The following is a 25,566-nucleotide window of genomic DNA, read 5'->3' on the forward strand; positions in this document are numbered from 1 at the left end:
CAGAGGTGCGCCATGCCCTCACGTGAGTTCGGTGTGCTCAACATACACCATACGGCGTCCCTTGCTGGTGAGTCTGCTGTCGTACGGCTGAGCGTCGTCGGACAGGTACTCCTCGAATTCGGCTACCACCAGCCGGAAGCGCTTGAGCGCCGACGGTGCCTCGGGCAACGTGACACTCCCGTCCCACATGACCGGCCACACCATCGTGGCGTTCACCAGATCCTCCGCCACGATGGCTTCGTATTCGAGTCGCGTCATCAACTCCCTCGCACGAGTCGCGCCGGCCGCATTGTGCACCATCGGCGGGGTGACGTCCGCGTTGCGTGGCGTCACACCCGCGCGAACGACCGGCGTACGTGTCGCGGGCCGGTAGGTGGGTGGTGGCGTGATCACGCCGTCGGCCACACGCGACCAACCAAAGTCTTCGCCGCGTGCCGCATCGAGCTGCTCCACCCACACTTCCACGACGTTGGTTTTCGAGATATCTCCGGGCACGAACTGCAGGATCTGGCCATTGGGTCCGGGCTGTTCCAAACGCTGCCGCCACGCCTCGGCAAACCCCGACGACTCTTCTGGACGATGGCCATGCACCGTGACCGCACGCTTGGTGGCCGTGGTGCGCTTCACGGACAGCCAACGGTCGGGTGCCAATGCGGAGAATTCACACATCACCACCGTGGAGAGCCAGGCCCCGTCCACCGACGTGGGCTGGTAGCGTGCCAGCGCCAGACGCACAAAGGGGAAGTACGCCTCACCATGACGAATTTCGATATCACAGTACCAGAGCTTGCGATCGGGGTCCCACATCACGTCGTGCGGCGCCACATCGACCAGGTTGATTCCCCAGCCCACCGGCAACCCCGCATGCGGGATGCTGTTGATACGGAACGGATGTGGTGGCTGATCCGCTTCCACCGTCGGCGTGCCCGGTGGCAGCCATGCCCCGGTGGTATCGGCTCCCGTACGCGCACGCGGGAAGCGGGCGAGTGTCGGCGCCACCCCTTCGACGAAGGGCGACTTCCACACCGGATCGTTGCCCCACTGCGTGACGACATCCTTGTAGGGACCACCATTGGGTTCGATCGGCTGACCGGCAGGTGGCAATACCACCGCCAGCATCTCGCCATAACCCGTGGCATTCCACGGGCGATCCAACCACACGCGCAGACCGCTGCCTCGACGCCAGCTCGTCTGATCTCCGTCGTTGCGCTTGCTGCGTGACCATCCGAAGGTGGGCATCACATACAACACTTCCGGCGCTGGTGGCGGTGCGGAGCTGGGTGCCCAGATACGCTCCATGTTGCTTGTCACCGTCAGACGCGAGGCATCCCGCGCATCGTCCCGTTCGGTGGGCAATTGCCGAGGCGAATTGGGCGTGACCGGTGCGGGCACATATTCACGGAACCGCGTGGTGCCCACCAACTGATACTCTACGCGACGATAGCGCGTGTCGCCGAAGTCATGCACCTGCGGACGAGCCTCACGATCGGATCCGACCACGCCGCCCATGGCCGGGCCGAACTCGATGCGGTCGGGCTCTTCCGGATCGGGCACCACGTGCTGAACGATGCCGGCATATCCCTGTGGATCGGTGATCTTCACCGAGAATGCCAGATCGGTCTTGTTGCGATTGGAGGGATTGCCCAACAGCCCACCTTCCACCGGCTCGTTCCACGTGGCCATGAGGTCGATGCGATCGGTGGTCATGCGGTGCACGCGGGCCTTCACGCTGGGTTGCACCCAGGTGGCTCCGCGAGGACGCACGATGGCGTACTCATAGATCTTTGGCGCGCGGAGTGGACGCTGTACTGCGTGCACGATGTCCATCTCCCGCCACGGCGTGAGTGGCCAGAGTGTGCCCGCACGCGCGCGACGCGCGAGAGCCGGCGTACGCAGCCCCTCTGGCACCCAATTCCACACGCCCATCAGGGCGAGTTGTTCGTCGGTGAGCTTGACGGACAGGCGCAGCGTGGCCCGCAGTCCCTTCGGTGCCGGCACAAGCAACGTGCGCGTCGCTTCGTCGAATCGCGGTCGTTCGCGTTCCCCTTCATACACGCGCAACATGATCGGCGAGATATCGGGCCAGCTCGCGCCCTGCGCGTACAGTGGGATGGTGATCACGTCCGGCGGACCTTCCCACGGATAGTTGATCAGCCGCGCCGACAGATGGGTGGCCAGAGGATCGGGCAGATACGGCAACGTGATCGCATCGGCGGGCAAGGCCGTATAAGTCACCGTGTCCCCACCGCGCGTATCCAGGTCCACCGTGGACGGTTCATCGTCCCGCTCGGCCAGCAGGGCATACTGCGCCGCGCTGCCCCAGTTGGGACCGTCGCACACACCATGCAATTCCGCCTCACGCTGCGACACCCGCGGCGACATCGCCCAGCGACGCGCCGTTTCAGTGGACGGTGTGCGATCGTCGAACTTGTCGTTGAAGGTACGAATGGCCATGTGCGCCATGGACTCACCCGGTCCCGGCGGCACGACCGTGCGCTTGTCGCCGACCAACGCAAACAGCGGCGGCGCCACGGGTTCATAGCGCCAGTAGGGTGTGGCCGCATCTCGCGACTCCTGATCACCGGCATAGTTGCCCGTGGTGGGCGGCAGCGAGTTGCCGGCGAGGTCCACCATGCGGGCCCGCACACCGTACACCCGTCCATAGCGCAGACGCGGCAACGAACCCGGTGCGGCGGCAAAGGCGGTGCGCAGCGGGATACCGTCGGGCACCACCGGCGAAGGATCAGCGACTTCATCGTTGATGCCAACCGACAGACCGGGTGATGGCGCCACCAGACTCCACCCACGCCACACGGTCATGATTTCATGCAACGACACCATGTCGGGATAGCTGCCATCTGCGGCACTGGTGGTGACCAATCGGATGGTGCCTTCTTCGCGCACGGCCTGCACAGCCAGTGTGCTATCGGAGAAGCCATAGTTGCTCAGACGTTCGCATAGGGAACGCCACTGCGTGGTGGTGCCATCCCAGATGTCAACGCGCCAACCGCGCAGCAGGTCTTCGGCATGCAAGTCCACGTGCAGCCCCAACCCAGGCACGGGGCCGGTGCCCCCTCGCCGATTGAAGAGCTGCTCCATGCGGCGGTTCAGCGTGTCATTGCGGTCGAAGGTCTTGGTCAAGCTGTCGCCTCTGCCGCGGTGCACCAGCATCAACCCACCATTGCGAACGGCAGGCGCTCCGGCCCGTCGGGGCAGTTTGGTCACCGGATCCACGTGCCGAGCTTCCCGTTCGTGTGCGGCCAAGGAACGGGCAAAGTTCATCAACTTGAGGCCGGCACCATCCACATCGGCCTGCAGCAGCGCCACCCGGTTCGGATCCATGCGCAGCAGCCCATCGCGCACCTGCAGGTCTTTCCCATCCGCGGGCGGCCGCGGCACAGGCGCGAAGCTCTTGCTGGCGAACTTCGTACGGGTGCGCGGCGATGCGTCCCGTCGAACCACCACCGGCTCGCCGGCTCTGGCGCGAGGCAGCTCCACGGCAAAGGACACGGGTATGTCATCTCCCGCGCGCAGGCGCCCAACGGGCACAGTGAAGTCGACTACCAACCCCAGTCGCCGCAGCAACAACGGATACTGGTTCATCGCCGACACGATGCGATGAAAGTCGAGCGAACTCACAAAGTCGTCGGCCTTGATCGTGGCGCGTTCGTGGGTCCGCCAGGTCACCTTGTTGCGTTCGTCCTCCGGCGTATACGACTCGCTGCGTTGTTTGGCCAGCGGTGTATGAAAGAGCTGAAAGGTGCTCAGCATGGTGCCCGCACCGGCGAGACCCTTGAATCCGGTGCGCTGCCACTCGTCCACCTCACCCTCGATGTCCCGTGTGGGCTCCTTCTTGTTGTCACGCAGCCCGTCCACGGCCTGCACGCCTTCGATCAATGACTTGAAGGCATTGCTCGCGCGCAGCTCACCAATGGAAGGCAAATCTTCGCCGGCGGTGACGGTGAGCGACCCATACACCTTCCGAATGGCGTCGTGCAGGGCCACCGCATCGAACGACAGGACCCGCGTGTCGGTGTGGTCGGTCATCTTGTACGACTGCACACGTGTGGTGGTTGGCAACAGCGCGCGCCACACCGCACTGTCGGCCACGCCGATGCTGGCATCCACATGGTCGGCGGTGAGGGCGATTGCGGTGTCACCGATGGTCACCGTGATCTGCGAACGCCGCAGCGTATCCGGCCAATCCTCGAAGTCGGCAAACGAGGACAGGGAAGGTGGTGCCGACTCGGGCTCGAGACGCGGTGAGAGCAGCAGAGAAATGCGGAGGGCACGACCGTCGGCGGAGACGCCATTCGGCAGCGCGGTCCAGATGAGAGATTGCACGGGCATCGTCGCCTACTCCGCAGCAAAGGCCAGACAATACGATTCCCACGTGGGCAGCCCAGTGATGAGCTGCGCGAAGGTGGGATCCGCTTCAGGACTCGTGAATTCGCGGCGGCACCGCACCGTCACTTCGCCGCTGAATACCAGCACCTCGATCTCCACCGTCACGGAGGCCTCGCCGAACACCACGAGATCATCGCCTCTCTTGGTGATGCCGAGTTGCAGATTGAACGTGATCGACATCGACACGATGGCCATGACGCTGAACTCCCCGTGCAGACGCACGTATCCGGAGAGTTCAACCGCTCCCTCGCCACTGGCAGCCGTCAACCAGTGGAAGTAGATGCCCAGGCTGATTTCCACTGAACCGGACGCCACACCCAGGTCGATGCTGAGTCGGGCCTGCGCTTCGAGCGCCGCTTCGATTTCACGCACCCCATCGGTCCCGATGCCGATGACCAGGAAGCCGCCGCCACCAAGCAGCGACACGGTGAGCGAAAACGGATCTTCTCGGCGACCGAAACTGAAGGCCGCCGACATCGGTTCGTTGTCGAATGGCAACTGGAACTCTGCCCCGATGCTGAGCCCGGACAGCGCAAACGCCCCCACCTCCACGTGCGGCACGGTCAGCGCGTAGCCGGCCGAAATGCCACTGGGTGTAACCGTGATGGCAGACGGATCGGAGAACCCATCGGAGGGGAGAAGCTCGCGCAGCTTGTTCACGAAGTTCAGCGGACCACCAAACATCACCGCTTTGGAGGGGTGCATCGCGACGGTGATGTCGGGCTTGCGACCATCGGTGGTGGAATAGCGCAGGCTATCGAACCGCAGGATCACGAAGCCGAACATGTTCACCGAAAAGTTCGTCATCGTGGCATCGATCACCGACGAAGCTTTGCCGGGCTGCCCCACAAAGGCGGTCGTGACGGCGCTCATGATGAACTGCGATGGCGATCCATCGGCGCGTGGCATCAGAATGCCGAGTGCGTCCGATTTGCCCATGACCGTCTTCCAGTCGTAGCGCGCCTCGGTGCGAGCGGGCGTGCCGCCTGATGCCGGCAGATCGCGGGCGGTGAACTTGGGCGCATTCTGCCCGGTCACGCCGTCGGGCGGCTCGGTGATGATGTCCGCCAGCAGAATGCCACCGAGAATGCGCGCATCATTGAAGAAGCTGGCCGGCCGGAAGGTGTTGTTCTGTACCGATGCAAGATCGGAAGCGAGCCCGATCCGCCGCGACAGGCCGGTGATTTTCATGGACGGCGACGCGACGGCGCCCACCGCATCAGTGCGTGACGCCGAAGCCGACGGGCCGAAACTCACATTCCATGATGGGTTCTGGCTGGTCAGCACCAGGAACACTTCGCCCTTGTTGTTCGGACCAAAACCTTCCGTGGTGTAGATCGGATCGTACGCCACATGCACCTTGGCATCGTCACGACCAAGGATGCGTTGCACCGGTCGCAGGGCCACGTAGGCGTTCTTCACCTCCGGATACACGTTGAGCTGTGTACTGGAGTGCGGAGTCACCTCACCCGCGGCAAACCGCAGGGTGTCCGTGGGCAACCGGGGGTCACCCGCCATGTTCTCACCCGGTGGCGCAAAACAGATGCTCTCACCGCCGATATCGGCCTGCCGCCGCAGGTCCCCTTCGGCGTTGTATCCGGCGCGAATGGTATCAATGCACTTCGCGGTCTGTGATCCCTTCTTCGCCGTCATCGTGTTGGCGCGACCGGCCACGAACATCAACGGCAGTGCAAACGTGGTGCGATGCCCATCCCGATCGGTGGCGGCAATATTGAACTTGAAATTCTGTCCGCCCTGCCCGGACATGGGCCAGAACGCCTCACGATAGGCCAACCCTTCCGTGACCGCACCGATCTGATAGAGAAAACTGCCGGCCTCGTTCACCCGACATGACACATCATCCGGCGCCAACAATGTCGGCGTGACTTTGGTGAGCAGCTCGATGGACGTGAAAGGGAAGGCGTGTCCATGATTGACATGCCGTGCCCCATTGAAAGTCTTCACGGGCTCGCGCACCACGATGAAAAAACGCTGCCGGAGACGCGCGACACGCTGCTGCAATGGCGTGCTGCTGTTGGCCGGCTCGAACTTGCGCTCGGTGACCTTGATGAGCGACGCCGCGTGCCCAAAGGGCATCAGATATCCGGCATACACCACCCGTACATAGTGATCGCGTCCCAGAGACATGCGATGCTGCCACTGCTGCAGATCGATGTCTGCGGGGCGCAGCGCCCAGTTGCCCGCCGCGTCCAGCAAACCACCGAGCGACGAAAGAATCAGACGCCGCGAAACCACCGGTAACGGCGTGTAGGCTGCACCTCCGTCCCGTTCCTCCTGATATCCCGCCGTGAGGCGCACCAGCAGGTCGCGATCGAGTGGATCGAGCGACATGCGAAACGGATGCAGTGTATTGGCGAGTTCCGCGAGATCGGGCCGACCATAGTCTTCGGACCAGATCGCGCGCACATCGGTCTTGCCGTCGGCACCGCCCAGCGTGTTCGCACTATCGAGACGGGTGTGCCACAGCTCGTGGCGTCCTTCACGCGCCACAGCCTTGCTTCGATGTTGCCATGTGGTATCGCCCACCGGCGACAACACCAGCCGATAGGGCATTTCGATGGCGGTGACCTCTCGGGTTGGCCGAAACGGCGAGAACAGTGCCGGCGCAAACGGAATGCGCTTGTCGGGTTGGAACGTGAGTTGGTCAGCGACATCCACGAGACCGACACTGGCGTGGTATCCGATGCCCGCTTCCACCAGCGCCCGCGTTCCGGCATCACGACCCAGCGCCGGATACTTCTGGATGATCGCATCGACGGCAGCGCCCACCCGTTGTGCCACCAGACGTTCACCCGCGAGATCGTCCGTCCCCTCCATCGTGGTGACGATGGTCTTGGCCAGGGCGGCGCCAGCGGTTTCGATAGCACGCGCCGCACCGGCCACCTGCAAGTCTTCGAGGGCATCCGTGAAGGTGCGGTGCATCTCGATAAACGCCCCGGACTTCACCACGCCTTTGAGGAACTGCAGATCGGCATTGCGGGTCGCAGCCCGAGGTGTCGCCGTGCTGGGTGTGCCGACCACATACCCATCACCGGCCGGCTGTGCGGTGACCGCCCGCCTGGCGGGCCAGGTGCGGCAAGCGTCCAGAATCGCTTCGAGGGTGAACGGAATGGACGTGACACCGGCTGGCATCGTGAAAGCCAGGCGACTCGGTCCACTGATGCGCATGCGGGTGGCACCGACGGGTGGCGCCGTCTGATCACTCGCCTCGTACGAGTTTTTGCCATCCGAATCGGGGAAGTGCTCCGCGTCGTCGGATTTGACTTCGGGTGAGGTGCGTTCGAGCAGCGCCTCTTCACCAAAACTCTGCGGCGGCAACTGCAGCACGATGGTGGCGGGCCGTGACGCATCGCGGCGGGTGAGTGAAGGATTGGCCCCCGTGACGATCCGCAGGTTGTAAAGCCAGATGTCGGCGACCATCAGATCGTCGGGACGGCGCGCCTTCACCATCACGGGCGCGCGCTGCGACGTATCGGTGGCGGTACCAGCCGCACCCAGCGCGTCACCGATCGTGGAGGACGCGGTCGCACGCACAAATGAGGTCCGCGACTTTTTCGCTGGCATCTCCGTCTCCCTGTAACGTTCGTGGGAGATCGCGTGGATGTGCCACACCCGTCACATCACAAGCGGACGCGGCTCCGCCTATTGCCGCGGCCAGAAGCCGGACACATGTTGGCCAAGCACGCGTCGCGATTCGCGACCCTGCGTGACATCGCGCGAAGACTCACCGGAACCGGACATCGCTGTCGACATGTTTCCCGACGCACCAGCGCGTGCAGATGTGCCCGCCACGACACACCTCAATCAGCTCGACAGCGTCCACTACGCCGAGCTCTTGTGTATCGCGCGTCGTGAACTGCGTCGTGTGGGTGGTGTGGCCACGCTCGACACCCGTGCGGTGCTGCACGAGACCTTCCTTCGGCTGGTGACGCAGCAACGGACCACGTGGGCCGAACGTCCGCTCTTCCTGGCGGCAGCGGCGGGCATGATGCGCCGCGTGTTGATCGACCACTTGCGGCGGCGACGCACCGAAAAGCGCGGCCGGGCCCAGGCCCCCATCACACTCGATGAAGGCGTGGACGGACATGCCGAGCGCGACGGTACGCTGGTGGCGCTCGACGACGCACTCGATGAGCTGGCGCGACTCGCCCCACGTTTGGCACAGGTGGTGGAGTGCCGGTACTTCGGTGGTCTGACGGAACTCGAAACGGCGGAAGCCCTCGGCGTCACCGAACGCACCGTGCGTCGAGACTGGGTGAAGGCCCGTGGATGGTTGTACGGCGCGCTACGCCACCAGGAACCCGATGCCTTTCACCCGCTGCGGGACACACGCAGTGGTGTGCATCCATTCTGAGTCTCCCCTCTGCGATTTCGCTCTGAGCCTCCCGCTGAACACCCCATGATTGCGCCAGCTTCCGTGCGAGCCTTTTCGGTGATGGCTGACGCCACGCGCTGGCAGCGCCTGGAGGATCTCGTCGACGCCGCGCTCGACGCTCCACCGGCGAAGCGGGAAGCCGTGGTGCGTGAGGCCTGCGCCGACGATGCCGTGTTGGCCGACGTCGCGCTGGCCTGGCTGCGCGAGTGCGCTGATGATGCGTCGACGGGTGTATTGGATCGTCCGCTCGAGTCGTTCGACGTACAGGCGGCGTGGCGCGATGCGTTGATGGAGCATGATGGGGACTACCCAAATGCCGCGGAAGACTCATCGGAATCGTCGACGCTGGTCCTGGAACCCACCTATCGCCCTGGCGTGTGTGTCGGTCCGTGGCGGCTCATCCGGGAGATTGGTCGCGGCGGCATGGGGGTGGTGTATCTCGCGGAACGCTCGGACAACGGTGTGGTGTTGCGTGTAGCGCTCAAGGTGATGCGCCATGCCGATATCATGGATGCCGTGGGACTGCGCCGTTTCCGCGACGAGCAACGTATTCTCGCGACATTGGCCCACCCGGCCATTGCCCGTCTGGTCGATGTGGGCATCGACGGCACGACCCCGTGGCTGGCGATGGAGTTCATCAATGGCACCCCCATCGATGCCTGGTGCGCCGCCGAAGCGTTGTCCGTCGAACGTCGCCTCGAGCTGTTCTGTGAAGTGGCCGATGCCGTGCAGCACGCGCACGCGCGACTGGTCGTGCATCGGGACCTCAAGCCGGCCAACATCCTGGTGTCGACAACGGGACATCCCACGTTGCTCGACTTCGGCATCGCCAAACTGCTCGATGCCGGCGGCATGCAGAGCGGTATTCCGGGTGGCGCCGCTGCCGACCAGCTCACGCGGCCCGGTCTGCAGCCGATGACACCGGCCTATGCCGCGCCAGAGCAAAAGCGTGGTGCCGCATCATCCACGGTGAGTGATGTGTACGCCCTGGGCGTGTTGCTGCACGAATTGCTCACCGGGGCGCTGCCACAAAGTGGTGTGCTGGCGTCGGCATCCGTATCACCACAACCCGACCAGGCACGACGCGCGCGACGCCTGCGTGGTGATCTCGATACCATCATCGCACGCGCCATCGACGAAAACCCGGCCCGTCGGTATCCGACGGCAGAAGCACTGGCCGCAGACCTGCGACGGCACCTGCGCGGACTGCCCGTGCTGGCGCGCCGGGACTCCGTGGCGTATCGCCTGCGCAAGTTCGCCGCACGTCATCCCGTTCCCTTGACCGCCGTGGCCTTGTCGCTTGGCCTGGCCGGCGCGTTCACGGTGTTCACCGCCATGCAGTCGCGTCAACTGCGCGAGCAGGCCGTGGTCCTCCGCGAGCAAACGGAGACGTTGCGCCTGGAACGCGACAAAGCCATGCAGGTGACGCAGTTCCTCAAGGATGTGCTGTCGAATGCCGACCCGTACAAGGCCGGTTCCGGCGTGCCCACCCTGCACGATGTCCTGGATCGTGGCACCGCCGACATGGAACAGCGCCTGCACGATCGTCCGGAGATCCGCGCGCAACTATACAGTGCCATCGCGCCCGCCTACTTCGGACTCGGCGATTGGACACGAGCCGGTGACCTCGCGGCCGAAGCCGTGCGTCTCCGTCGGCCCGCAACGGCGCGCAGTGGCGCCGGTGCAGACGACCTTCCTTCGAAAGACGCCGATGCATCGGAGGCAGCGGCGCAGGAGCTCGCAGCGTCGCTGGTCTACCTGGCGAGCGTGCGTCTCAACCAGGGACTCACGGTGGAGGCAGAGCGACACGCTCGCGAGGCGCTCTCCATCATGCGGGCGGCTTCCGCAACGTCGACCAACGATTCGCTGTCGGCATTGAGTGCGCTTGGGGCTGCGCTGCAGAAACAAGGCCGTCTTCGTGAAGCAGGCGACGTGCTGGCGTCGGTGTTGCGGATGGAACACACCAAGACACCAGCCAATCCCATTCGTCTGGCACAGTTCGAGCGCAATCTGGCGCATGTCCTGCGCGATGACGGCCGCTATGCCGACGCCACGCGACTGTACGCGCAGGCGTACGCGCATCACCGCGAGGCGCTGGGGCCCGAACATCCCGAGAGCGCCAACAGTGCGTTCAACCTGGGATACATCCACTTCCTGGCCGGACATCTCGATCAGGCGTTGCCGCTGCTCGAACGTGGTCTGTTCACCAAACGACGATTGTTGGGCATTGGCAATCAGGATGTGGCCGGTGATCAGCTCACGTATTCCCGCGTCCTCGAGCGGGCCGGACGATCGACTGAAGCAAAGACGCTCCGTGCGGAAGCGGATTCGGTGTTGCATCGCATAGCACGCCGTTGAGCCTGCACTGAGCGTGCCTTCGTCCACGGAATCGCCTGCTCCTGCGCAGCGTCTTACACGGGCTTCACTGGCCGCTGCGGTTCAAGCGCTGAGCGCGCAGGACCCGAGTCTCGCCGCCATCGTGGCACGACATGGCACGCCACCACTGTGGGCACGTCCGGCGGGGTTTGCCACACTTGGACGCATCGTGCTGGAGCAGCAGGTATCACTCGAAGCCGCCGCAACCTTGTGGCGACGACTCGATGCCCAGATCCCCGGTGGATTCCATGCAGCGCCGGTCGCCGAGATCGGCGTGGACGCCCTGCGCGCACTGGGCCTGACGCGGCAGAAGTCTGCGTATCTGCACGGGCTCGCAACGGCTGTCGCCGATCGCACGCTCGATCTCGCATTGCTCGCCCGAGCATCCGACGCCGAGGTGATGTCCCGTCTCACAGCTCTGCACGGCATCGGCCCATGGACCGCGTCGGTGTATCTCCTCTTTGCCCTGCGCCGCCCTGATGTGTGGCCACCCGGCGACCTGGCCCTGCATCTCGCCATGCGCGATGCCCATGGATGGCCCAAGCCTCCGGCTTCGCCCGACGCCACCCGCCACGCTGAACGCTGGGCCCCATGGCGCGCTGCAGCGGCCCGCATTCTGTGGCATGGCTACCTGCGCGAGCGCGGCCGCGGCTGACTGGCCCACCCGCCGGCGAGTCATTCAAACCCTTTCAGGGGATGGACTGTCTAGGGCATAGACCATCTACCCCCTGCCCATGACTCCGTCCCGCCGCGAACTGTTGCCCGGTCTGCTCGACCTGCTCGTTCTCAAGACGCTGCGCGTGCAATCCATGCACGGCTACGGCATTGCCCAGCACCTGCAGCGGCTTTCGCAGGACGTGATCCAGGTGGAGGAAGGTTCGCTCTACCCCGCCCTGCAGCGCATGCGTCAGAAGGGATGGATCACCGCCGAGTGGAAGCGAACGCCCAACAATCAACGCGCCCGCTACTATGAGATCACCGCCCGGGGCTTGGAACAACTGGGCGAAGAAGAAAAGGGCTTCACCGAGCTGATGACGGCCGTGCGCCGCATCCTGCGGGCGGTGTGATCATGCGCGAATGGCTGATGCGCCTGCTGGATCGTGGACGTCGGGCACAGCTCGATGCGGAGCTGGCCGAAGAGCTGCAGTTCCATCGTGAACAACTCGAGCGCGACGCCGCAGCAACGGGATTGGACGCACAGGCCGCGCGCCACGCCGCCTCCCGGCAGCTCGGCAACGTGACCCGCGCCCGCGAAGACGCCCGTGCGCGCTGGTCCATTCCCATCGTGGACGCCGTGCTGCGCGACCTGCACTACGCGTGGCGCGGCCTGCGTCGATCACCCGGGTTCACGCTCACGGTCATCGTCACGCTGGGCCTCGGCATCGGGGCGAACGTGACCATGTTCAGTGTGGTCGACCGCCTGATGTATCGCCCTCTTGCCTACCTGCGTGATCCGGCGACGGTGCATCGGGTGTACTGGCAGTGGCAGGGCGCCAGTGGACCTCGCACCAGCAACAGCACCACCTACCGACGCTTCCTCGATTTTCAGGCCTCCACGAAGTCGTTCACGGCATTTGCCGGATTCAGTGAGCGAGACCTGGCGGTGGGTGAAGGAGACCGGGTGCGCGAACGACGTATCGCGGCGGTCAGCGCGACCTACTTCGGATTCTTCGATGCCCAGCCTGTGCGTGGACGTTTCTTCAACGCCGACGAAGACGTCGTGCCGCGCGGTGCCGACGTAACCGTACTGTCCTACGATTTCTGGCAATCCGAGTACGGTGGAGCCGATGTACTGGGCCAGTCCCTGCAGATCGGTGAGGTGCGCGCCCGCATCATCGGTGTGGCGCCACGCGGGTTTGCCGGTGTGAATGACGCGACACCACCCGTCGCATGGATTCCCATCACCACCTTTGCCGGCAGCGCCGGTACCGACGACGCGCGCACCTATCACACCGCGTACGCCTGGAGCTGGCTGCACATCCTCGTGCGCCGCAACGCCAGTGTATCGACAGAGATGGCATCGGCCGACGCCAGCCGGGCGCTGCAGGACAGTTGGCGCTCCGAGTTGGCGACGTCGTCCTCGGTGCTCACGCTCGACGCTGCGCGACCGCATGCCGTGGTGGGTGCAGTGCGACTCGGAGCCGGCCCCGAGCCCGCGCTCGAGTCACGTACGGCCGTTTGGGTCAGCATCGTGGCCGGCGTGGTGCTGCTCATTGCCTGCGCCAATGTGGCCAACCTGATGCTGGCCCGTGCCCTGCGTCGTCGTCGGGAAACGGCCGTACGCCTGGCACTTGGCGCAGGCCGCCATCACCTGCTGCTGCAAGCCGCCATCGAATGCACCCTGCTGGCCATGCTCGGAGGTGCACTAGCGTTGCTGATTGCCCAGTGGATCGGCACGATCATTCAGCACACCCTGCTGGGTGGTACCGCCTCCACCAATCTGTTCACCGATTGGCGCACCGTGCTGGTGACGTTGGGTATCGTGTTCATCACGGCCATGTTGATTGCGCTGCTCCCCACCATGTTTGCCGGCCGTGCGCGTGATCTGGCAAGTGCGCTACGCGGCGGTGTACGTGGAGGAGCGCGTGATGGCGCACGGATCCGCGCCGCCCTGCTGGTCGTGCAGGCCTCGCTGTCGGTGGTGTTGCTGGTGGGCGCCGCCCTGTTCGTGCGCAGCTTGCGAGCCGTGCAGGACATGCGTCTCGGCTATGACGCTGAGCAGGTTGTGCTGGTGAGTCGGGTGATTCGTGGTATCCCCATGGACGAGACCACCCAGGTTCCATTGCGCCGGCTGCTGTTGGAAACTGCGCAGACCTTACCCGACGTGGAAACCGCGGCGTGGGTGAACAGCGCGCCGTTCGTCAGCACATCGTCTTCGAGTCTGTATGTGAGCGGTATCGACTCGGTGGGGCAACTGGGCACGTTCACCTTCCAGGCCGCATCGCCCGACTACTTCCGCACCATGGGCACACGCATCGTGCAGGGCCGAGCCTTCAGCGCCGAAGATCGTTTGGGCACGCCGGAGGTGATGGTGGTCAGTGCGTCCATGGCCCGGGCGTTGTGGCCCGGCCGTGACGCCATCGGTCAATGCGTGCGCGTGCGCCTGCCCACGGAACCATGCCGTCAGGTGGTCGGCATCGCTGAAGACATGGTGCAGAACGATCTGGTGGGAGGGACACGCTATCACTTCTACATGCCCATCGAGCAGTACACCCGCACCTGGGGCAATGGCATGTTGTTGCGGCTACGCGGCGATCCGGTCGTTGCGGGCGAACGCGTGCGGGCCGCGCTGCAACGGGTGATGCCTGGCGCGTCTTATCTGAACGTGCGCCCCCTGCGCGAGATCGTGAGTGACGCGCAGCGCAGTTGGCGTCTGGGCGCCACCATGTTCACCGCGTTCGGACTGCTGGCACTGGTCGTGGCCGCCGTGGGGCTCTACGGTGTCATCGCCTACAGTGTGACCGAGCGGGCCCATGAACTGAGTGTGCGTGTGGCGCTGGGCGCCCAACGCCGCGATATCCTCCGACTCGTCGTGGGCCAGACCGTGCGATACACGCTGATCGGTACCAGCGTCGGACTGCTGGTGGCGGCGTGGAGTGGTCATTGGCTGCAACCGCTGCTGTTTCAGCAATCGGCGCGCGACCCGGGGGTGTTCGTCGCGATCGCGTTGCTGATGACCACCGTCGCACTCGTAGCCAGCCTCACACCGGCACTGCGCGCCAGCCGGAGTGATCCAGCCGTGGCGCTGCGTGCGGAATAGACCGGCGTGGCGTCAGTGGGCGATCATGTCCCGCACGTGTCCCAGCTTGTCCGGGTTGCGTGTGATGAAAATGCCCACAATGCGCCCATCTTCGATGGCAAACGCGGTGGTCTGCAAGATCAGTCCCCGCTCACGCGTGACATAACCAGGCAGACCATCCACCGTTACCGGACGCAAGATCTCCAGATCGTCGTCGGTGAATTTCCGACGCAGTCCGGCGTAGAGACGCAGCACCCGATCGATACCCACGATCGGGTTTCGGAACGCAATCACCTTGCCACCACCATCGGAGCGGATCACCACATCTTCGGCCAACAGCGCGGTGAGTGCCGTCATATCACCGGCGCGGGTGGCGGTAAAAAACGCCTCGGCGATTCGTCGCCCCTCATCCTGCGCCACCGGGAAGCGCGGTTTGGCCGCCTGCACATGCTTGCGGGCGCGTGACGCCAGTTGACGCACAGCCGCCGCATCGCGGTCGAGCGCTGTGGCGATCTCGTGCAGCGGTTGCCCGAACACATCGTGCAACAGAAACGCCGCGCGCTCGAGTGGCGACAACCGCTCCAGTGCCAACATCAGGGTGAGCGTGAGATCGTCGCTGTCGACTGGCTCCTCGAGGTCATCGACCAGGGGCTCGGGGAGCCATTGCCCCACATACGACTCCCGTCGCACCCGCGCCGATTTCATTTCATCGAGACACAGGCGCGTGACAATGCGCGAGAGATAACCGCCCGCGTCCTGCACGGCGTCCAGGTCGACCTGCCGCCAACGCAGCCACGCTTCCTGCACCATGTCTTCGGCGCTCGCGCGACTGCCCAGCATGCGGTACGCGAGACGCACCAGCCGCGGCCGATGCGTCTCGAACTCCGTGGTGGCATCGTCACGCCGCATGCGGCAGACTCACCGGTGGATGACCAGCGCGAAAACCCACCTGCAGGCGGTTCCACACATTGATGGCGCCGATGGCCATGGTGAGCTGCACCTGTTCCGTGTCCGTGAACTGTTCACGCAGTGCATCATAGTCGGCGTCGGGGGCCTGCGTATCGGCCAGCAGTGTCAGGGCTTCGGCCCACCCCAGGGCGGCCTTCTCACGCGGGGTGAACGCTGCCGACTCGCGCCAGGCCGGCAACAGGTGAATGCGCATGGCGTTTTCACCCGCCTTCTGCAGTTCCGTCGCGTGCAGATGCAGACAGAAAGCGCAACGATTGATCTGCGATACCCGCATCTTCACGAGCTCGAGCAATCCATGATCGAGACCACTGGTGCGGATGGCGCTTTCGAGGCCCAACATGGCCTTGAGTAGATCGGGAACGAGCGCAGCGGGATTGGCGATACGGGCAGTCATGGCTATGTCCTGGCAGATGTATGGATTCGTATGCACGTGGCATATCGGGTGGTACATCTGCTCGACGAGATGGCCGCCGCGAATGTGACATGGCCGGTTTGCCCAACAAAACGCGGGCGATTTTGCGCTATTCGGCGCGGTAGGCCCGCTTGAGGTCTTCAGCCAGACTTTGTGGCTCCGGGTATATGGACACCTTGTTGATGCCCAGCGCCCACAGCTCCTGCCAGATGGCATCACGCGCCGCCGGATCGATTTCGATGGCCATTCTTCGGGCGGAGGTGCCATCGGCGGCCACAATGGGCAACTGATCGATCGCGGTCTCGTCCATGCCGTGTACGGTGAACGTGCCACGCTGGGCGACCAATCGCGGATTGTGGCGGCTCGGAAAGATCGCCAACGGCCTGCTGTTGTCGGCGACGTCGCTGCCGTTCAGGGTCGTGATCTTGCAGCCACGCCCGCAGGTCTCCGGCAACCAGGCACTCACCCAATGATTCGCGCGCGGCACAATCACCGCGTCGGCGCCAGACAAGCGATTGAGCGCCAAAGGATCGAGCACCCACACACAAGGCACCTGATCCTTGGCCGGCTTGTATTCCAGTGCGAAGTAAAGGGCCGACAACGGACTCTCCGACCAATCCAGCAGCCGGGTGGGCAACCCATAGTGCTGCATGAGGAAGTACCAATCCCAGTCGCTCTGCGGCTGCTGAGAGAGCAATGCCGGTGCCATGCTGCGGAAGCTGAGCACCAGGCTGCGTTCCTCGCAGTTCTTGCGCCAATACGCTCCCGGAGAAAGCGCGTAGGCGCGACTGATCACACCGCGATACCAAATCTCCGGATGCGGATCGTCGGGGAACCACTCGCCCCGAATGCGCATGATTTCAGCGATGAATTCCGTCAGACTGCTGATGCGTGCCATGATTGCATGCTCCGCACGGTGGGAGGGGTGGGGTCACACAGATATAGCCCTTCCCGCCCCACCATGCGTAGGCGCATGCCGCAATCGTCTATCAGAACGTCTGGCCCACCAACTCTTCACTCTTCGCCCAGAGTGCCTTGGCATTCTCGGCATCGAGAGCATACGGGCGCACGCCTTCGCTGATGGCCGAGATGTAGCCATCGGTGATGTTGGTGGTCACGTGACAGTTCTCGAGATATCGCCCACCGATCTCGTCGGCGTTGGCCACGAAACCCGCCCACACCGACGTGGCTGCGCCCTGGGGAATGGTCTTCCACTCGAACGAGGCCTTGCCCTGCTCGGCCAGCTCGGTGTTGATCTGCGTGAAAATGCCATCGAGTGCCTCCTGGCCCACGTGCCGACCCAGCTCGGTCTTGATGCCGCCCGGATGCAGTGCAGCCGCACGCACACCACGCGCGCGATGACGGCGATCGAACTCCACGGCAAACAGGATGTTGGCGGTCTTGGAGCGTCCGTATGCCAGGAACGGCTCATACGCGGTGCGCTCGAAGTGGGGATCGTCGAGATCCACGTTGGAGTACCGATGGCCCGAAGACGCCACGCTGATGAACCGCCCACCGTCCTTGATCAGCGACGCGATGCGATTCACGAACAGAAAGTGGCCCAGGTGGTTGGTGCCGAACTGTGTTTCGAATCCATCGATGGTGTGACCGAATGGTGAGGCCATGACACCCGCGTTGGCGATGACCACATCGAATCGATCACCCTGCACGTGCAACGCATCGGTCGCCGCGCGGATGCTGGCCAGCGAAGCCAGGTCCAGTTCGATGAGTGTGAGACCGCCACCGTTGGCGGCCGCGGTGCGCACAACCTCGGTGGCTGCGCGTGCCTTCTCGAGATCCCGGGCAGCACCCACCACCTCGGCGCCGCGAGCAGCCAGCGCCCGGGCGGTTTCGACACCCAGACCGGCCGACACCCCGGTGACCAGGACCCGCAATCCCCGAAGATCCACGCCGTCGAGGACGTCGTCGGTGGTGGAGGTGGCGCCGAACACCGAGGCGCCTGAAGTAGCAGTCAATGCGACGGACATGAGGCTCCCTGCAGGGCAAGAGCACAGTCGGGGCACAGGCCGCCGGCTCTTGCCGATCGGACGGCTCATGCTAAGATGGAGTGAGCCTCCGCTTATTAACCGGAGGAACACTCCGTTTTATATACGGAGGCATGCTCCGTTTAACAAGGGGTCGTGGCGCGTCGTGCGTCCTGACGGGGAGAGCAGCATGGACAACGACGTAGGCGACGTAGGCCGCGACGTGGGGATTGGCGGCGCGGCGGATCCCGCGAAGGCCGAAACCCAGTCCGGAGCGGATCAGCCGGAACCGGCCAAGACGCTCCGGGCGGACGCGGCACGCAACCGGCAGAAGCTCGTCGACGTGGCCCGAGAGGCGTTTGCCGACAAGGGAGCCGCCACCAGCCTCGAGGAGATCGCCCGTTCGGCGGGGGTCGGCATCGGCACGCTGTATCGGCACTTCCCCACCCGCGACGCACTGATCGAGGAGGTGTACCGGAGCGCGTCGCAGCAGTTGACGACGGCGGCCGCGACACTCATGGCCGAACGGGCGCCGGCGGATGCGCTGCGGGAATGGCTGCTGTTGTTCGTGGACCACATGGCCACCAAGAAGCTGATGGCCGATGCGCTGGCGTCGCTGGTCGGTGGCCCGGGCGCGCTCTATGCGTCGTCGGGCGGGGCTGTGACCACGGCCATCACGACACTCATGCAACATGCCGAACAGTCGGGGGCCATCCGCGTGGCCATGGACCCACTCGACCTGCTGCGCGCCATTGCCGGTGTAGCGAACAACGTCCCGGGCAGCCACTGGGAAGAGAGTGCACGGCGGCTGGTGGATATTCTCATGGCCGGGATGCGCCCAGAGCGAAGCTGAGCCCGACGAGGTGTGACAACCCTCCCGGTGTGCGACAATGTCTGAAGTGGAGCACAGGGGTCGTCCTTGCAAGCCATCTACCGCGAGGTGGTGTTGTCTATCAGCATGTTTTCGCTGCTTTCCGCGACCCTTCTGGCGATGCAGCCCGCGCCCACGGAGCAGCGGGCAGCACAACAGCCCACCACACAACGTGCGCCCGACGCAATCGACAGTGTGGTGGCCACACAGATGGCGCGCCGCGAAATCGTGGGGCTGTCGCTGGCGATCATCGACGATGGACGTGTGGTGGAGACGCGCGCGTACGGCACCATCACGCGCGGCGGCACGGACCGTGTCACACCGAGCACGCTGTTTCAGGCGGGCTCCATCAGCAAACCGGTATCGGCGCTCGCCGCGCTGCAACTCGTCGACCAAGGTGCGCTGTCGCTCGACGACAATGTGAATGACAAACTCCGCGCCTGGCGTGTGCCCGACAATCCGTTCACACAGCAGGAGCCTGTCACGCTGCGCCGGTTGCTCAGTCACACCGCCGGCCTCACGGTGCACGGGTTTCCCGGATACGCCGTGGGAGCGGCCGTGCCCAGTGTGCCCGATGTTCTCGATGGCCGCGGCAATACGGGAGCGGTGCGGGTGAACGTGCTGCCGGGCAGTATCTGGCGATACTCCGGTGGTGGTTACACGGTGATGCAACAGTTGGTGGTGGACGTGTCTGGAGTGCCATTTCCCACGCACCTGCGTGATCGCGTGTTGCAGCCGCTGGGCATGGAGCACAGCAGTTTTGAACAACCCTTGCCGGCCGCGCGCGCCGCCCAAACGGCCAGTGGTCATTTGCTCAATCGGCAGCCGGTACCAGGACGCTGGCATGTGTATCCCGAAATGGCGGCGGCCGGACTGTGGACCACACCCACCGATCTCGCGCGGTATGCCATTGGCGTGCAACAGATGTTCGCCGGCAAGTCTTCGGTGCTGTCGGCCGACATGACGCGGCAGATGCTGACCGAGCAAAAATCCGGATACGGATTGGGACCTGCCGTGGCGAGTAGTGGCGCGACGCTGCGTTTCCATCACAACGGGCGCGACGAAGGATTCGATGCGTCGCTGGTGGCGTATGCCCAGAGTGGTGATGGTGCGGTGGTGATGATCAACGGCAACGACAACTCCCGTGCCGTGAATCGCATCATCGACGCCATCGCGAAAGCGCGTCAATGGCCGGACTGGGAGGCGCCAAAACCCGAAATGGTGGCACGTGCACCGCGCACGTCGCGACTGCCCGACGAAGTCAGTGGTCGGTACGAATTCCAGAACAACAACATGCTGACGCTGTTCGTGCAGGATGGTGTGTTGTTCACCGATGTGAACGGATTGCGCGACGAAGACTGGATCCCCACGGCGGACGGACGCCTGGTGTCCACCGATCGGGCGGTGTCGTTTCGCCCCGTGCGTGACACCCGCGGCGCGATCACCGGTGTGGCCTGGACATCACCGAATGGCACGACACGTCAGATCCCGCGCATCGGTCCGTTGTTCACAGTTTCGGCGGGACGCGACCCGGATCCGCACTTCACGGTCCGCTTCGATTCAGCGCGTGTGCATCTGGCAACTGGTGGTGCGGCGGTGACCGGTTCCCCGTTGCTCACGGAGGGTGCACGTGCGGTGTTCACGCGCCCCACGATGGACTTTGCGAATGTGAGCGCGAGGCAGTTCGTGATATCCGAAGACGTGCGCGGCCGAGGCATCGAGCGGCATGGTCATGCCATCGTGCGCGTGGCGCACTATCGATTGCAGACCGCCGGGGGTGAACGACTCGTGATCGTCCATGTGGACGCTGACGGGCGGGTGGCCGACTTCGACGTGGTGAGCCGCTAGGCACGCCGTTCGGCCAAGGCTGCCAACCCGGCCCGTTGATCGTAGGTTTGGCCGATGTCTTCGAGCATCGGACCCGCTCCCCTGCCCCGGCAACCATTCAAATGGTTGCTGCTGATTGTGCTGTTCGCGGGTGGTGTCTGGTATCTGAGCTACGATCTCGTGTATGTGGTCACCCGGGATCGCACGAACGAACCCCCGTGGCGCAATGTGTTGTTGCTGGTGCATGTCGTGGGCGCGGTGCCGCTGCTGTTGCTGCCCCCCGCGCAGTTCAGCAGACGTGTGCGCCGACGCTGGCCCATCTGGCATCGTCGCGCCGGCACATGGTATCTCGCCTCGGCGATCGTCGCGGCGCTGGCGGCCATGGTGCTGGGACCTACGTTCGAGGGGGCTGGGCGCCGGGTGCCGCTGATGCTCTTCGCCACGCTGTGGCTGTGTTTCTCGCTGGCGGCCTGGTGGTGTGCCCGGCGCGGTGCGTTCGCGGCGCATGAGCGTTTTGTGGCCCGCAGCTATGCGATTGCGCTGGCCTTTGTTTTCGTGCGGGTGCTGGGCGATGTGCAGGAACCGCTGTTCGCCTTTTTGCCGGACCAAGAAGTGCGCGGGGTGACGCGCGAATGGCTCAGCTTCGTATTGTCACTACTGACCGTGGAGGCCGGGTATAGCTGGTGGCCCGCCATCCGCGCGGCACGGCGCACATCGGGATCGGCGCCGGCGTCGCGCGTCATGTCCACTCATCCGAATGCCTGAACGGGAACCACAGGCCTTCGATCGCACGGAACGTCCATGATCAAAACCGTCCTGCTCTGCACCATCGCGCTGCTCGTGAGTGCCTGTCTGACCCCCACGGAAGCCTGTGGCTGCTCACCGGCGCCACCGCCGCCCGCGCTATTCGTCGAAGGCGTGGTGCAGAATGCCCAGGGAACCCCGATGAGTGGTCTGGTCGTGAACGCCGTGGCATACGCCGGTGTGTGCACGGCCGCAGACTCCGTCACCCGAATCGCCGGCGGCAACAACGCGGCCACCAATGCCGCCGGACAATTCCGGATGCTGTTGGAGTCTGGCAGTGAGTCCGCCAATGCGTGCCTGCGGGTGCGAGCTTTTCGGGTGGTCTCCGATGCCATTGGCGTTCCGGCAACGCTGCTCACACAACGGGAAATTCCCAACGTCCGGGTGCGGGGGTACGGATCGGCCGCCAAGCTCGACTCGGTATCGGTGGCCTTGTCGCTCCCCTGATGGATCCGGATACCCAACACGCGTCATCCCTGCGGGAAACCGCTTCGTACTATCGCGCCGGCCTCGCCTTGCGGCTGATTCCGGCGCCCGAGATCATCGCGTGGGCTGATCAGGTGGTGGCGGGGGAGCCTGACGCACCACCCCACGTGCTCGAGCTCTCCATCACGTCGCCCGATGAGGATGTGCGTATCCGGGAACTGCTCGGCGACCTGGCGTTCAGCACATTTGGGCAGTCGGAGTCCGATGTTGTGCGGCACATGTTGCTCGATCGGCTGCGGATGGAGCTGGACGGCGGCGTCCGTTCGCTCGAGGCGACCATGGCCATTCTCGATCACGCCCGGCAGGCATTGCCATGGCCATCCGACCTGAGGCTGGCGCTCTGGCGGCACGGAGAGGAATTTGCGGCCGACCCTGTTCCGGACGCCTCGACGTGGTCGCGTCGCACATTGGCGCTGCTGTCCACGATCGTCCGCCCCCCTTCACGGTAGATGCTCATGCCCCCCCGTCCCCTCATATCGTCGATGGCCCTGCTGGCGGCCGTCTGGGCTGTACCCGCCTTGGCACAGCCCGGAACCGCCCCTGCCCGTCGTGACACCGTGCGGAAGGTGCTCACGATCCCCGGTCAGCGGGATGGTCTGTCCACCTTCACCCTGGTGAACTACCCACAGATGAAGCCGAAGCAGTGGGGCGTGATGGATTTCGATCACTATCACACCACGGCAGAGCTGAATTACTGGATGGAGCGGTGGGCGAAGGAAAAGCCCGATCTGGTGGAGAAGGTGCAGGTGGGCACGTCATTTGGCGGCCAGCCGATCTGGCAACTGATCGTCACCAACAAGAAGACCGGCGTGCACACGTCCAAGGCTGCGGCGTTCTTCGAGGGCGGACGACATTCGGGCGAGATCACGGCCAGCGAGAGTGTTCTGTGGCTCACCTGGCATGTGCTCGAGAACTACGGCAAGGATCCGGCGATCACCAAGCTGGTCGACGAGAAGACGTTGTATCTGCGCCCCAACAACAATCCTGACGGCGCGGATATGTACAAGCTGACCGCGCAGGCCAATCGCTCATCGGTGCGGCCGGTGGACAATGATGGCGATGGACTGCTCGACGAAGATCCGGGCGAAGATCTCGATGGCGACGGATTCATCCGGCAGATGCGCAAGCATGTGGGCGCCGGCAAGGGCACGCATGTCATCGATACGCTCGACGCCAAGGGTCGCCTCATGCGTTCGGTGGGTGCCGGCAAGGGTGACTATCTCGTGTACTCCGAAGGCATCGACAACGACAAGGACGGCCAGTACAACGAAGACGGTGTCGGTGGTCTGGATCTGCACCGCAACTATCCGTACAACTGGCGGCCGATGGCCGAATCAACCGGCCGCGGACACGTCCAGTTTGGCGCCGGTGAGTATCCTCTGTCGGAACCCGAAACCCGCGCCGTGTTTCTCTGGCAGGTGGGTCACCCGAATATCAGCGTGACCAACTCGATGGACACGTCCGTGCCGATGCACCTGCGTGGCCCGAGCACCTGCATCGCGGCCGAGTGCATGTTCGCCTCCGATCTCAAGCTGCTGCAGCACTACGACTCGGTGGGCAATTCGTTCACCAACTACGGCCTCGCCGGCGACGTGTATTGGACGTACGGCACGCGCGGTCAGCCCAAGGGACAGGAACGTCCGGAGCCGCTGTTTGGGCACGGCCCCGATTTCGGCTATTTCCAGATGGGCCAGGTGTGGTATGGCGATGAACTCTGGAATGGTGGGCGCGAGAAGGATTACAACAACGACGGCCGCATCGATCAGTATGAAGTACTGCGCTACAACGACGAGCGCTTCGGCGGTCGTGGGTATCAGGCGTGGACGAAGGTGATGCACCCCGACCTCGGCGAAGTCGAAGTGGGCGGCGCCGATCCCAAGTTCTGGTCGCAGAATCCGCCGGCCGAAGATCTGGAGCGTTGGGCCAGCAATCAGGCGAAGTTCAACCTGACGATGGCGATGGACATGCCGAAGGTGGAGATCACGGCGATCCAGGCCACGCGCTTGCGCGGAACCGTGAAGGACTCGGCGACGCACGAAGTGAAGGTGACGGTGCGCAACACCGGCCGCATTCCCACAGCGTTCGAGCAGGCCAAGCGCGTGCATGCGGTGAAGCCGGACCAGTTGACACTCGCCGGCGCGGGTGTGACCACGGTGGGCCCGCGTGTGCAGGAGTTCTGGATCGGTGGCTACGAGAGCAAGGTGATCACCATGCGCGTGCGTGTGCCGGCCGGGGAAAGCCCCAAGGCTACGGCGAAGCTGAGCAGCACGCGTGGTGGTGTGGCGGAGCGTGAGGTGACTATCACGCCGTAGCGATCTGAGACGTAGCGAAAGCTTGCTCGACTTCGGCCCCTCGCCTTGGATGAAGGTGAGGGGCCGCTGACGTTGAGGCCCAACGAGTTGTGAACCGCAGCAGGCCGGAACATCCCCCACCCGTCAATGCCCAGCAGCGGTGGCCCGCAGCCTTCGCCCACCCAGCAGACATACAAAGCCGATCATCACCAGGACGGTCGTCCCTGGCTCCGGCACCGTGCGGGTCAGCACGAGGTTGTCGATTTGTACGTTGGCCAGATCGGGGTTTGGCCCCTGTGTGCCGGTACTCCCTGTAGTCCATTCGAGTGCCGAGAGATTCACGAATCCTCCATCGAACTGGAATGGCGAGAGAGTCGCCGTTGGTGTGTGCGGGACATTGAATGTTTGGGTGACTGTTCCTCCCTGCATCAATGTCCCGGTGAAGGTGATGGGGCCTGCGGCAGCCGGCGACGGGACAACGGTTCCAAGACTGATACTCTCAATGCCAAACCATCCCCCGTCAGGGCGAGACAAGCGGCTGGTTGAGCTGAAGACGTGGTTCACGAACCATGCCTGTGACCCGGCAAAGTTTGGTCCGCTGCACCACACCGCTTGTCCTACCGTAGCGGTGGAAGCCACGGCGGTTGTTGCGATCGAGTAGCCACCGAACGTGTAGTTGCCCGATATGGTGTAGCCACCGGATCCCGTTCCCGGCGGCGGGCAGGCCACCTCCTCGAAGTCGAGGACGACGGTCTGCGACGAGGCGACGGGGGCCGCGAGCAGCAGGGTGCAGCCGGCGGCAATAGCGTGGATGGCAGAGACGCGCATGGCAGGTGGAGTGAAGATTGGTTTAGGGGCCGCCCCACTATTGGGTACTGAGGGGAGCGAAGGCCACTGACGGAATGCACTACGACTCAGGGCTTAGCCATACGCCTCATCTCTCAACATCGGGCGACTGAAAAGTCCACAGGATAGGGTATGCCCCCTTCTGTCTCCCACGCCC

General features: G+C 64.3%; 18 protein-coding genes. 11 read left to right on the forward strand and 7 right to left on the reverse strand.

The window, feature by feature from the left end; all coding sequences use genetic code 11:
* Positions 1-18: 18 nt before the first annotated feature.
* A complete protein-coding gene (locus GAU_RS15175) occupies positions 19-4,350 on the reverse strand; it encodes a hypothetical protein (protein WP_015894777.1) in 4,332 nt (1,443 codons plus the stop codon).
* Between the two features lie 6 nt (positions 4,351-4,356).
* Positions 4,357-7,992, reverse strand: a complete 3,636-nt coding sequence (locus GAU_RS15180) for a hypothetical protein (RefSeq protein ID WP_015894778.1) — start codon at positions 7,990-7,992, stop codon at positions 4,357-4,359.
* 142 nt (positions 7,993-8,134) lie between these two features.
* Here GAU_RS15180 and GAU_RS15185 point away from each other — a divergent pair, with 142 nt between their 5' ends.
* The 5 genes from GAU_RS15185 to GAU_RS15205 all read left to right on the forward strand — a co-directional run bounded on the left by GAU_RS15185 (position 8,135) and on the right by GAU_RS15205 (position 14,939).
* On the forward strand, positions 8,135-8,782 hold the full coding sequence (locus GAU_RS15185) for an ECF-type sigma factor (RefSeq protein ID WP_052574484.1): 648 nt from the start codon (positions 8,135-8,137) through the stop codon (positions 8,780-8,782).
* Between the two features lie 45 nt (positions 8,783-8,827).
* Positions 8,828-11,161, forward strand: coding sequence for a serine/threonine-protein kinase (locus tag GAU_RS15190; RefSeq protein ID WP_041265584.1), 2,334 nt, complete (start codon positions 8,828-8,830; stop codon positions 11,159-11,161).
* Positions 11,162-11,174: 13 nt separating this feature from the next.
* Positions 11,175-11,834, forward strand: a complete 660-nt coding sequence (locus tag GAU_RS15195; protein WP_015894781.1) for a DNA-3-methyladenine glycosylase family protein — start codon at positions 11,175-11,177, stop codon at positions 11,832-11,834.
* Between the two features lie 79 nt (positions 11,835-11,913).
* Positions 11,914-12,246, forward strand: coding sequence for a PadR family transcriptional regulator (locus GAU_RS15200; RefSeq protein ID WP_015894782.1), 333 nt, complete (start codon positions 11,914-11,916; stop codon positions 12,244-12,246).
* Positions 12,247-12,248: 2 nt separating this feature from the next.
* The gene (locus GAU_RS15205; protein ID WP_041265585.1) at positions 12,249-14,939 is read left to right on the forward strand and encodes an ADOP family duplicated permease; all 2,691 of its coding nucleotides are present in this window, start codon (positions 12,249-12,251) and stop codon (positions 14,937-14,939) included.
* A 12-nt stretch (positions 14,940-14,951) separates the two neighbouring features.
* Here the strand turns inward: GAU_RS15205 and GAU_RS15210 are convergent, their stop codons facing one another.
* The 4 genes from GAU_RS15210 to GAU_RS15225 form a co-directional block, all read right to left on the reverse strand.
* On the reverse strand, positions 14,952-15,827 hold the full coding sequence (locus GAU_RS15210) for a sigma-70 family RNA polymerase sigma factor (RefSeq protein WP_015894784.1): 876 nt from the start codon (positions 15,825-15,827) through the stop codon (positions 14,952-14,954).
* A complete protein-coding gene (locus tag GAU_RS15215) occupies positions 15,817-16,281 on the reverse strand; it encodes a carboxymuconolactone decarboxylase family protein (RefSeq protein WP_015894785.1) in 465 nt (154 codons plus the stop codon). Before GAU_RS15215 ends, GAU_RS15210 begins: the two co-directional genes overlap by 11 nt.
* Positions 16,282-16,408: 127 nt before the next feature.
* The gene (locus tag GAU_RS15220) at positions 16,409-17,197 is read right to left on the reverse strand and encodes an FRG domain-containing protein (protein ID WP_015894786.1); all 789 of its coding nucleotides are present in this window, start codon (positions 17,195-17,197) and stop codon (positions 16,409-16,411) included.
* A 91-nt stretch (positions 17,198-17,288) separates the two neighbouring features.
* Complete coding sequence (locus GAU_RS15225; RefSeq protein WP_015894787.1) at positions 17,289-18,287, reverse strand: SDR family NAD(P)-dependent oxidoreductase; 999 nt, start codon at positions 18,285-18,287, stop codon at positions 17,289-17,291.
* A 187-nt stretch (positions 18,288-18,474) separates the two neighbouring features.
* Here GAU_RS15225 and GAU_RS15230 point away from each other — a divergent pair, with 187 nt between their 5' ends.
* The 6 genes from GAU_RS15230 (at position 18,475) to GAU_RS15255 (ending at position 24,584) form a co-directional block, all read left to right on the forward strand.
* Complete coding sequence (locus GAU_RS15230; RefSeq protein WP_083765685.1) at positions 18,475-19,137, forward strand: TetR/AcrR family transcriptional regulator; 663 nt, start codon at positions 18,475-18,477, stop codon at positions 19,135-19,137.
* Between the two features lie 105 nt (positions 19,138-19,242).
* Positions 19,243-21,003, forward strand: a complete 1,761-nt coding sequence (locus GAU_RS15235) for a serine hydrolase domain-containing protein (RefSeq protein WP_156799070.1) — start codon at positions 19,243-19,245, stop codon at positions 21,001-21,003.
* Positions 21,004-21,057: 54 nt separating this feature from the next.
* Complete coding sequence (locus tag GAU_RS15240; RefSeq protein ID WP_015894790.1) at positions 21,058-21,747, forward strand: DUF2306 domain-containing protein; 690 nt, start codon at positions 21,058-21,060, stop codon at positions 21,745-21,747.
* 36 nt (positions 21,748-21,783) lie between these two features.
* Positions 21,784-22,233, forward strand: coding sequence for a hypothetical protein (locus GAU_RS15245; protein ID WP_015894791.1), 450 nt, complete (start codon positions 21,784-21,786; stop codon positions 22,231-22,233).
* Positions 22,233-22,721 carry a hypothetical protein gene (locus GAU_RS15250; protein ID WP_015894792.1) on the forward strand — a complete coding sequence of 163 codons (489 nt, stop codon included), beginning with the start codon at positions 22,233-22,235 and terminating at the stop codon, positions 22,719-22,721. Before GAU_RS15245 ends, GAU_RS15250 begins: the two co-directional genes overlap by 1 nt.
* Positions 22,722-24,584: a M14 family metallopeptidase gene (locus tag GAU_RS15255; RefSeq protein WP_015894793.1), complete on the forward strand. Its 1,863-nt coding sequence runs from the start codon at positions 22,722-22,724 to the stop codon at positions 24,582-24,584.
* Between the two features lie 123 nt (positions 24,585-24,707).
* Here the strand turns inward: GAU_RS15255 and GAU_RS15260 are convergent, their stop codons facing one another.
* The gene (locus tag GAU_RS15260; protein ID WP_041265586.1) at positions 24,708-25,391 is read right to left on the reverse strand and encodes a PEP-CTERM sorting domain-containing protein; all 684 of its coding nucleotides are present in this window, start codon (positions 25,389-25,391) and stop codon (positions 24,708-24,710) included.
* Positions 25,392-25,566: the final 175 nt, after the last annotated feature.

This window comes from Gemmatimonas aurantiaca T-27, from assembly GCF_000010305.1.
Taxonomy (GTDB): Bacteria; Gemmatimonadota; Gemmatimonadetes; order Gemmatimonadales; family Gemmatimonadaceae; genus Gemmatimonas; species Gemmatimonas aurantiaca.